Below are 9656 nucleotides of genomic sequence, written 5' to 3'. Positions count from 1 at the left end.
GTGTGGTTTTTTGCCGCTCAGGGGCGCATGCCGTGCAGCGCACCGCACAGGTTTTCCAGCACGGCGCCCGGCGTGCATTCTTGGGCAGCGGCGCCCTGATCCGGGGGGCGGAGCGGCGTCAGGGTCAGGATCGAGGCGATCAGGACAACATCCGGGTCTGGCGCGGGGCTCGCGCGCAAGGCTGGCCGTGGCAGCGAAAGTTTGAGCGGGCGCGTCGCGGCCCCGGTTCCGGCCCGGGCAGCCGGCGTTGACGCCTTTTTCGGTGCCGGCAAGGACAGGTGCTGGTCCACCGGCATGTGCATAGGAGGCGACAAGGGGTCCGGAATGGGCAGTGAGGAGTCATCGAGCACCGGGGGCAGGGGATCGGCCGGCACCTGTGCTGCCGGCACGTGTTGTGCCGCGTGTTGCGCCACGTCCATTGCCGGCACGTCCGTTGCCGGCACGCCTGCTGCCATGGGCGCTGACACCGGAACCGGCGCAACAGGCGAGGGCGCCCCCGCAATTTCCGCGGAAATGATTGCTTTGCCACGCGTGGCGTTTTCATGTTCCTGGGCGATCACGGCCACGGTCAGCATCAAGCCGGCGACCACGATGCCACCGGCTGTCAGTACGGCAATCTGCATCCGCGACAGGCGCTGCGGCTCGTCGCTGTAGGCGTAGCGCCGGTAGGGCTTGGGTTTGCTATGGCTCAGGGCCGTGATGGTGCGGCGGGAGCGGTGGTCGTCAGGTGAAGGCAAGGCTGGCTCCGGAAAGATGTTGTCTTCCCGATTAGAAACAAACCACACAAGATCGTGATGACCTTGCACAAGATTTGCCGGAGAAGAAAGCCGCCTGTGCAGCCAGACGTATCGGTTGAGCTGGCGCAATCCTGGCCTTGGAACCTCGCCCAATAATGGCATTCCGACGTTTTCTCTAAGGCACTTATGTCAATTCACTCTACGCTTGCCGCCATTGCCTGCGTCGCCGTCCTGAGTGCATGCGCCGGTGCGCCACCGGCGCCGCCAGTGCCTGCGCCGCCAACCCTGGCCGCCCTGCTGGCCCAGGCCGAGGCCGCCCTGGCCGCCAGGCAGGAGGCACGCGCCATCGGCATCCTCAAGCAGGCGACGCTGGCGTTCCCCCGCGAGAAAGCGCCCTGGCTGCGGGCGGCACAGGTCAGCTTCGACTGTCACCAGTACGGTGAGGCGATCACCTTTGCCCAGGCGGCGCTGGAGCGTGATCCGGACGATATCAAGGCGCACAGTATTGCTGCCGTCAGCGGCCTGCGCGTGTCCAGCCAGGCCCTGCGCGACCTGGCCCACAAGAACAATGTGACCGGGCCCGTCAAGACGGAAGCCCAGCAGCTGGCCAAGCTGCTGCGCACCAGCATTGGCGGCGACATCATCGTGCCGGTCAAGCGCCCCCTTCCCCGGCAGCCTGCGCTCAAACCGCGCGTGGCGGACGAGGATGATCCGTTCCGCCTGCTGCGCGAGGACATGGCACGGAACGGATCGGCCGCCAAGTGATCGAACCAGCACCCAAGGAGAACGTCATGAGAGTACCCACCCGGATTTATGTAGCCAACCTGCCGGCACGACAGCGCACCACGGCCATTGTGCTGTTTCTGGTCATGTGCAGCGGCGTGGCGGCCGGCGCCGTGCTGTAGGGAACGTGCCGCCGGACCGACGCCGGCGGCAAGTGTGCTGTCTGGCCGGGCCTTGGGGCGGCGTTCAGGAAGGCTGCTTGCCGGCCGCGCCGGCCTTGGCGCCGGCTTTCACGGCGCCGCCCACCTGTTCGGTTGCCTTGGCAATTTGCGCTTCCACCACCTGGACCGCCTGGCGCGTTGCCTGGGTGACCTGCTCGTAGCCCTGGAAGGCATTGTCAATCGCGGTCTTGATGATCTGCACCGCATTTTCCGACCCCGGTTTCACATTCTTGGTCACGTCGTAGATCAGTGCCGTCAGCGTGCTCTTGGCTTCGGCCAGGTGGGCGTCGGCCGCGCTGGTAAATTCATTGTGGATATCGTCAATGATGACCTTGAGCTCGTCGCCATACTGGACGGCGCCCGCCATGTCCGGCTTGGCATGGGAGGTGGCAATGTCCATGGCGGCCTTGGCATCTTTGGCCTGGCTCATTTCCTTGCCCGCGGCCATGGCGCCCGCTACCGAATTTTTTGCCGTGGCCATGTTCAAGGCGACTACCTGCTCGACCCCATCGACCGCCTTGCTGGTCAATGCATTGAAGGTCATCATCTGAAGTTCGAAAAGCGTCTTGGTGGCGGATGCAAATTGTTCGGGATTCGTAAACATTAACTTCTCCTCAGTTTGATTGGATGCTACAGACGGCTTGCTTCATCTCCCCCGGTCAGGCAGGTCATTTATGTGGTGGGATTTCCTTTGTGCAGTGGCTGTCGCGGAATGGGCCGCTGGCTTTTTCCCAGCCAGGGCCGAGCGGAGTCTGGTGACAGACCAGTTTGCCGTCGGCCTTGCTGCGCCATTTGAACCAGGCTGCCGGCGCGGCCATCGCCGCCACGCACATGCATGCGAGGAGGGCGCCGACACCGATTGCTGGAATGGTCTTCATAAGGCCGAGCATAGCTTGTTCGGGCGGCAAGTCAAGTCCGGCACGTTATGCCGATGTCAAAGTGCCGGGTTGGCGCCTTGCCCATTGGGCGCAACGCGCGGCAGGGTGAGCGTAAACGTGGTGCCGCTGCCGGGCACGCTGTGCAAGTCAATCTTGCCCCCAAGAATGCCTGTGACAATGTTATGGGCCACGTGCAAGCCGAGGCCGGATCCGCCCGAGCCTAGTTTGGTGGTGTAAAAGGGATCGTACACGCGCGCTGCCACCTCGGGCGCGATGCCGTGTCCCGTGTCCGCGATGGAAATGGCCAGCTCCGACACCGATACCGGCACCGCGCTGATACGGATGCTGCCTTCGGCATCGGCATCAAAGGCGTGAACCAGGCAATTTTCAAACAGGTTGCTCAGGGCCTGGGACAGGGGGCCGGGATAGCTGTCCATGGTCAGGCCCGGTTCCATCACCAGTTCCACGGCGATGGGGCGCTTGCGGATGGAAATGCGCAGCGGCAGCACCAGTTCATCCAGCAGTTCGCTGACGGAAAATATTCGCCGCTGGGAGGTGGTGCGGTCCACCGCCAGCTGCTTGAAGCTCGACACCAGCCGCGCCGCCCGGTGCAGATTGCGCACCAGGATATCGCTCGCCTCATGGGCCCGCTCGAGATAGCTGTTCAGGCGCGAACGGCGCAGGCCCGCGGCGATGTCTTGCTCCAGCGCCTGGGCATGTTCGGCCATGGTGGTGGCGATGACGAGACTGTTGCCGATCGGCGTATTGAGTTCGTGCGCCACACCCGCCACCAGGGTGCCGAGCGCGGCCAGCTTGTCGCGCCGCACCAGTTCTTCCTGGGTAAGCGACAGGGTGGCCAGGGCGGAGGTAAGTTCCTCGGTGCGCTCGGACACGAGTTCTTCCAGGTGATCGCGGTGGCGCTTGAGTTCTTCCTCGCGCCGCGTGCGCTCGATGGCAATGGCGGCCAGGTGCGACACCACCTCAATGAGGCGCAATTCCTCTTCGTCTGGCGTGCGCACTTCGCGATAGTAGACGGCAAAGCTGCCCAGCACGCCGGCGCCATCAAGGACAATGGGCGTGGACCAGCAGGCGCGCAGGCCGTACGGCTGGGCCAGCTGCCGGTACTTGTCCCATAATGGATCGGTTTCTATGTTTGCGGTAATGACCATTTCCCGCAAAAACATGGCTCGTCCACACGACCCAGCTGCGCTGCCAATGCTCAAGCCTTCAAAGGCGGCGATGAATTCCGGCGGCAGGCTGGGCGCGGCGATGGGATGGACGGTCTTGCCGTTCTGGTCGAGCAGCAGCACGGTGCAGTGCGCCCCCGGCGACAAGCTTTCAATGAGCAGCAGCAATTCGTCCAGGATGGACTTGAGCGGCGCGCCGCGCGCAATCATTTCCAGCAGACGGGCCTGGCCCAGGCGCAGCCGCTCGGCGCGGTTGCGGTTGGTGACATCCATCATGCGCACATGCATCAGGCGCCGGCTTGGCGTGGGCATGATGACCAGCCGCAGCTCGCACGTCATGCGCCGTCCGCTGCTGTGCACAAATTCTGCTTCCAGCACCTGGATCAAGCCCTGGCTGACCCGTTCGATGTAGCTGTCAAGCAGTGCCTGCGAACGCTCGCCATTGGCCTGGGTGGGCGGACACAGGTCCACCAGCTTCTTGCCGAGCAGCTCGCGTTCGCTCACGCCAAACAGGGCGCACGCATTGCCGTTGACGTCAATGAGCTTGCCGCTCTGGATATCGAGCAGGACCACCGTATCCGGCGAGCCGGACAGCAAGGCATGGTAGTTGACCATCAGCGACAGGGGATTGACGTCGGTCTGGTGCAGGGCCAGCAGCTGCTGCACCTTGTCGATCAGCTGGCGCGGGTCGAACGGGCGCGCAATGTAGTCGCTGGCGCCGGCGTCGGCGCTGTGCTGGCGCTGATCCAGGTCGAGGCTGGCGCCAAGCAGGAGCACGGGAATGGCGGCTGTGGCGTCGGCGCTGCGGATCAGGCGGCACAGCTCGAAGCCGTCGCGCTGGCGCATGCCGATATCGATCAGGGCCAGGGTGATGCTGCCGTCGGCCAGCAGGGCCAGCGCGTGGTCGGCCTTGGTGGCCACAGCGACCTTGACGCCCTCGCGGCCAAGTTCATCGGTGAGAGGGGCGAGGTCGGCCGGACTTTCCGATGCGATCAGAACGGTGGCGTCACGGGTGGGAGGCGACATTTTCACGGCATGGTCCTCGCGCGGCAGATATCGCCAGTGTAGATCAAATCAGTCAATACGGATACGCGCACGGACGCAGCACAACGCAAAACGCCGCAGCCTGGAACCAGGACTGCGGCGTTCGATACTGCGAATTGGGCGGGAATATACTAACCCGGTAGAGTGGTGCCCACGGAGGGACTCGAACCCCCACACCTTGCGGCACATGGACCTGAACCATGCGCGTCTACCAATTCCGCCACGTGGGCACTGATACTGCTGCTGCTCAAACTAAAACGCCGCAATCTGATGATTACGGCGCAATGTCTTACGACTACTGCGAACTACTCTGCGGAAAACTGCATCCGGTAGATGGTGCCCACGGAGGGACTCGAACCCCCACACCTTGCGGCACATGGACCTGAACCATGCGCGTCTACCAATTCCGCCACGTGGGCACTGGAACTGCTTGCTGCTGTTCGGCGTTGCCACCGAAGTCTGCTATCATACTAGCCTTTGAAGTTTTGCGCCAGACTAACTTTCGCTGCCTGCCGTTCATACTCCTCCAGCTTTTTCTTCCGCTTCGACATGGGTCGCCGCGAGAGACCAAAATTATAGCGGAACATTTTAAAATGTCAAAGCTTCGCCAAAAGAATCTTTGGAGCACGCTTCGTTAGGCGATTCTGTGCGACTCCGTTACACTACGCCTATCACTGTGTCAATAAAACACGGTGCCAGTCCCGGGAATCGCCGGGATTACTGTTAAAACAAATATAGAAAAACATTTGAACCAAATTACACACACCATTCCTAGCCGCGAGGATATTCTCGGCACCTTCCGTGACGCCGCTGCGCCGCTCGACCTGGCTGCGCTGGCGCAGACCCTCAAAGTCAAGCCGGCCGCCCTTGAAGTGCTCACGCGCCGCCTCAATGCCATGGAGCGCGACGGCCAGATCAGCGCCGACGACGAAGGCTACTACTCGCTGGCCGACCATTCCGGCTTCGTGGCCGGCAAGGTCAGCGCCCACCGCGACGGTTTCGGCTTCGTGATCCCGGATGAACCGGGCGAAGACCTGTTCTTGTCCGACAAGGAAATGCAAAAAGTGCTGCACGGCGACCGCGTACTGGCCAAGGTGACCGGCACCGACCGCCGCGGGCGCAAGGAAGGCACCATTGTCGAAGTGGTCTCACGCGCCAACAGCCATGTGATCGGACGCCTGCTCAACGAGAACGGGGTCTGGATCGTGGCACCGGAAGACAAGCGCATTGGCCAGGACATCCTGGTCTCCGGTTCGCCCGGCAAGGCCAAGGCGGGCCAGATCGTGAGCGTCGAACTGATCGAGCAGCCGTCGCGCTTCAAGCAGCCGGCCGGCAAAGTGGTCGAGGTGCTGGGTGACCTGGACGACCCGGGCATGGAAATTGAAATCGCCGTGCGCAAGTTCGGCGTGCCGCACATCTTCTCGGAAGCGGCGCTCAAGTCCGCCGCCAAACTGCCCGCAGAAGTGCGAGACGCCGACCTGGCCGACCGCGTCGACCTGCGCGACGTCCCGCTGGTGACGATTGACGGGGAAGACGCGCGCGACTTTGACGATGCCGTCTACTGCGAGCCGGTGAAAGTAGGGCGTGCCAACTGCTTCCGCCTGATCGTCGCCATTGCCGACGTGAGCCACTACGTCAAGCCGAACGATGCGCTCGACGTCGATGCGCTCGAGCGCAGCACCTCGGTGTACTTCCCGCGCCGCGTGATCCCCATGCTGCCCGAGAAGCTGTCCAATGGCCTGTGCTCCCTGAACCCGGCGGTCGACCGCCTGACCCTGGTGTGCGACGCCGTCATCAGCGACAAGGGCGAGATCAAGGCTTATCAGTTCTACCCGGCCGTGATCCATTCGGCCGCGCGCCTGACCTACAATGAAGTGGCCGACATCCTCGGCAACACGGCAGGCCCGGAAGCGATGCGCCGCCCGGCCATCGTGCCCCACCTGCTCAATTTGTACGACGTATTCCACGCGCTGCAAAAGGCGCGTGCCGAGCGCGGTGCGATCGATTTCGAGACCACCGAAACGTACATCGTCTGCAACGCCCTGGGCAAGATTGAAAAGATCATCCCGCGCACCCGCAACGATGCGCACAAGGTCATCGAAGAGTGCATGCTCGCTGCCAACGTGTGTGCGGCCGACCTGCTGATCCGCCACAAGCATCCCGGCACCTACCGCATCCACGCCTCGCCCACGACGGAAAAACTGACCCAGGTGCGCACCTTCCTGGGCCAGGTGGGCCTGAGCCTGGCCGGCGGCGACAAGCCAAGCGCCGGCGACTATGCGGCTTTGATGAAGCAGATCAAGGAGCGTCCCGACGCCGCCCTGCTGCAAACCATGCTGCTGCGCTCCATGCAGCAGGCGGTTTACAGCCCGGACAACATTGGCCACTTTGGCCTGGCGTACGAGGCGTATGCCCACTTCACCAGCCCGATCCGCCGCTATCCCGACCTGCTGACGCACCGCGCCATCAAGGCCATCCTGCTGGGCAAAAAGTATGAGCCCAAGGGGATCGACCTCAAGGGGCTGAACACCACCGTGTCCAACGCCACGCGCAAGCAGCAGGCCAAGGACAAGGCGCAGGGCACGCACAAAAAAGAGCAGGACCTGACCATCTGGGACGCGCTCGGCGTGCATTGCTCGGCCAACGAGCGCCGCGCCGATGAAGCTTCACGCGACGTCGAAGCATGGCTCAAGTGCTACTTCATCAAGGACAAGCTGGGTGAGGAATTCACCGGCGTGGTTTCGGGCGTGACCACCTTTGGCATCTTCGTGCAGCTCGATGCGCTGTTTGTCGAAGGCCTGGTCCACATCACCGAGCTTGGCACCGACTTCTTCCAGTACGACGATGCGCGCCACGAACTGCGCGGCGAACGCACCGGCAAGCGCTACCAGCTCACCGACCGCGTGACGGTGCAGGTGGCCCGCGTGGATCTGGAAGCGCGCAAGATCGACCTGGTGCTCGCCGGCGGCAGTGTCGCTGCCGATACCGGTGCCGGCAAGCCAAAGAGCGCGGCCCACAAGGCGCTCGACGCCAAGCCGGGCAAGTCGCGCGAGCCGAAGGTGAACACGGCCGGGCGCTATGACCTCGATGACGGCATCGATGCCGGCGAAGAGGTCAAGAAGCCGCGCCGCAGCAAGTCGACCACCTCGGCCAGCAAGGGGCCTGCACGCTCGTCCAGAAGCGCACCTTCTAAAACCGCATCCAAAACCGGCAAGTCCAACAAAAATAAGCGATAAGAAGTAATGAAGAACAAAATGATTTTCGGGTTCCATGCGGTGACCTCGCGTTTGCGTCATGAGGCAGCATCGGTGGAAGAGATCTTTGTCGACGCCACGCGCAACGACCGCCGCATGCACGACCTGATCGCCGGCGCCAAGGCGGCCGGCGTGCGCGTGATGCCGGTTGATTCCGCGCGTCTCGACAAGATCGTGGGCACCCGCCGCCACCAGGGCGTGATTGCCTTTGCCAGCCAGCTGGCGCTGGCGCGCAACCTCGACGAACTGCTGGACGCCATCGAAGGCCCGCCGCTGCTGCTGATCCTCGATGGCATCACCGATCCGCACAACCTCGGCGCCTGCCTGCGTGTGGCCGACGGCGTCGGCGCCCATGCCGTGATCGTCCCCAAGGACCGCGCCGTGGGTCTGAATGCCACGGCTGCCAAGGTGGCCAGCGGCGCTGCCGAAACCGTCCCCTACATTACCGTCACCAACCTGGCGCGCACCATGCGCGACCTGAAGGACCGCGACATCTGGCTCATCGGAACCTCCGACGACGCCGAAAAAGGCCTGTACGAAGCTGATTTCACCGGCCCGACCGCGCTGGTCATGGGCTCCGAAGGCGAGGGCATGCGCCGCCTGACGCGCGAAACCTGCGACCTGCTGGTCGGTATCCCGATGTTTGGTTCGGTCGAGAGCCTGAACGTGTCGGTGGCATCGGGCGTATGCCTGTACGAGGCGCGCCGCCAGCGCATCGCCAGGGAAGGGTGACGCCGGGGCGCTGCTGCAAGGCGGCGCCAGGCTGGGCCCCGTCGTGGTGAGGCTGGCCGCGGCTTCTTGACCCCTCGTAAGCAAGCATGGTTCGAATGCGCTACCATGAATGTATCGCAACTGTTTTTCCCTTCCTTTTATGTTCTCCAACCTGCGCGACGACATCAACAGCATCATTGCGCGCGACCCCGCGGCGCGCAACGGATGGGAAGTCATCACCTGCTATCCGGGCTTCCAGGCCATCATGATGCACCGCTGGGCGCACGCCTGCTGGACCCGCAAGCTCAAATGGATCGGCCGCTTCATCTCCTACCTGGCGCGCATCATCACCGGCATTGAAATCCATCCTGGCGCCACCATCGGCCAGCGCGTCTTCATTGACCATGGCTTTGGCGTGGTGATCGGCGAGACGGCCAATGTGGGCGATGACTGCACCATCTACCAGGGCGTCACACTGGGCGGCACCTCGCTCAACGCCGGCGCCAAGCGCCATCCCACGCTGGAAAAGGGTGTCATCATCGGCGCCGGCGCCAAGGTGCTGGGCTCGTTTACGGTCGGCGAATACGCCAAGGTCGGCTCGAACGCGGTCGTCATCAAGCCGGTGCCGGCCGGTGCCACCGCGGTAGGCAACCCGGCCCATATCGTGCAAAAGGAAGTCGATTCGCGCAGCGCACATCTGTTTTCTGCCTACGGGGTCACACCCAATGGCGACGACCCGCTGTCCAAGGCGCTGCATGGTCTCATCAACCACGCTGCGCGCCAGGATGAACAGATCGAAAAGCTCACCGCCCTCATGAAGTCGGCCGGCATGCCGTGTTCCAGCATGCCCGAGTGTGATAGATTGGATTTGGTAGAGTTAAATAAACTGGTCGAGTAAGGA

Annotated in this window: 8 protein-coding genes and 2 tRNA genes; 4 read left to right on the top strand and 6 right to left on the bottom strand. The window is 63.2% G+C overall.

Annotation, left to right across the window (positions count from 1 at the left end; translation table 11 throughout):
- Nucleotides 1–17: 17 nt before the first annotated feature.
- The gene (locus tag KY495_RS23060) at nucleotides 18–737 is read right to left on the bottom strand and encodes a hypothetical protein (RefSeq protein ID WP_219881594.1); all 720 of its coding nucleotides are present in this window, start codon (nucleotides 735–737) and stop codon (nucleotides 18–20) included.
- A 186-nt stretch (nucleotides 738–923) separates the two neighbouring features.
- On the opposite strand from KY495_RS23060, the gene KY495_RS23055 reads away from it, so the two are divergent.
- Nucleotides 924–1502 carry a tetratricopeptide repeat protein gene (locus tag KY495_RS23055; RefSeq protein ID WP_219881593.1) on the top strand — a complete coding sequence of 193 codons (579 nt, stop codon included), beginning with the start codon at nucleotides 924–926 and terminating at the stop codon, nucleotides 1500–1502.
- 204 nt (nucleotides 1503–1706) lie between these two features.
- Here the strand turns inward: KY495_RS23055 and KY495_RS23050 are convergent, their stop codons facing one another.
- From KY495_RS23050 to KY495_RS23030, 5 genes are all read right to left on the bottom strand, one after another.
- On the bottom strand, nucleotides 1707–2285 hold the full coding sequence (locus KY495_RS23050; RefSeq protein ID WP_219881592.1) for a phasin family protein: 579 nt from the start codon (nucleotides 2283–2285) through the stop codon (nucleotides 1707–1709).
- Nucleotides 2286–2349: 64 nt separating this feature from the next.
- Nucleotides 2350–2559: a hypothetical protein gene (locus KY495_RS23045; RefSeq protein WP_229518429.1), complete on the bottom strand. Its 210-nt coding sequence runs from the start codon at nucleotides 2557–2559 to the stop codon at nucleotides 2350–2352.
- A 56-nt stretch (nucleotides 2560–2615) separates the two neighbouring features.
- Nucleotides 2616–4772, bottom strand: coding sequence for an ATP-binding protein (locus tag KY495_RS23040; protein ID WP_219884397.1), 2157 nt, complete (start codon nucleotides 4770–4772; stop codon nucleotides 2616–2618).
- Between the two features lie 163 nt (nucleotides 4773–4935).
- Nucleotides 4936–5020 (bottom strand) — tRNA-Leu (locus KY495_RS23035).
- Between the two features lie 104 nt (nucleotides 5021–5124).
- Nucleotides 5125–5209: transfer RNA gene (locus tag KY495_RS23030), tRNA-Leu, on the bottom strand.
- Between the two features lie 327 nt (nucleotides 5210–5536).
- On the opposite strand from KY495_RS23030, the gene rnr reads away from it, so the two are divergent.
- The 3 genes from rnr to cysE all read left to right on the top strand — a co-directional run bounded on the left by rnr (nucleotide 5537) and on the right by cysE (nucleotide 9653).
- On the top strand, nucleotides 5537–8026 hold the full coding sequence (gene rnr / locus KY495_RS23025) for a ribonuclease R (protein ID WP_219881590.1): 2490 nt from the start codon (nucleotides 5537–5539) through the stop codon (nucleotides 8024–8026).
- A gap of 6 nt (nucleotides 8027–8032) precedes the next feature.
- On the top strand, nucleotides 8033–8776 hold the full coding sequence (gene rlmB, locus KY495_RS23020) for a 23S rRNA (guanosine(2251)-2'-O)-methyltransferase RlmB (protein WP_219881589.1): 744 nt from the start codon (nucleotides 8033–8035) through the stop codon (nucleotides 8774–8776).
- Between the two features lie 139 nt (nucleotides 8777–8915).
- Nucleotides 8916–9653 carry a serine O-acetyltransferase gene (gene cysE / locus KY495_RS23015; protein WP_219881588.1) on the top strand — a complete coding sequence of 246 codons (738 nt, stop codon included), beginning with the start codon at nucleotides 8916–8918 and terminating at the stop codon, nucleotides 9651–9653.
- Nucleotides 9654–9656: the final 3 nt, after the last annotated feature.

The organism is Massilia sp. PAMC28688 (genome assembly GCF_019443445.1).
GTDB lineage: Bacteria > Pseudomonadota > Gammaproteobacteria > Burkholderiales > Burkholderiaceae_D > Telluria_A.
This window is presented reverse-complemented; position numbering and strand designations above follow the sequence as displayed.

Coding starts and splice junctions, on each gene's coding strand:
- KY495_RS23055 (WP_219881593.1), top strand. CDS start 924: ATGTCAATTCACTCTACGCTTGCCGCCATTGCCTGCGTCGCCGTCCTG.
- KY495_RS23050 (WP_219881592.1), bottom strand. CDS start 2,285: ATGTTTACGAATCCCGAACAATTTGCATCCGCCACCAAGACGCTTTTC.
- KY495_RS23045 (WP_229518429.1), bottom strand. CDS start 2,559: ATGAAGACCATTCCAGCAATCGGTGTCGGCGCCCTCCTCGCATGCATG.
- KY495_RS23040 (WP_219884397.1), bottom strand. CDS start 4,772: ATGTCGCCTCCCACCCGTGACGCCACCGTTCTGATCGCATCGGAAAGT.
- rlmB (WP_219881589.1), top strand. CDS start 8,033: ATGAAGAACAAAATGATTTTCGGGTTCCATGCGGTGACCTCGCGTTTG.
- cysE (WP_219881588.1), top strand. CDS start 8,916: ATGTTCTCCAACCTGCGCGACGACATCAACAGCATCATTGCGCGCGAC.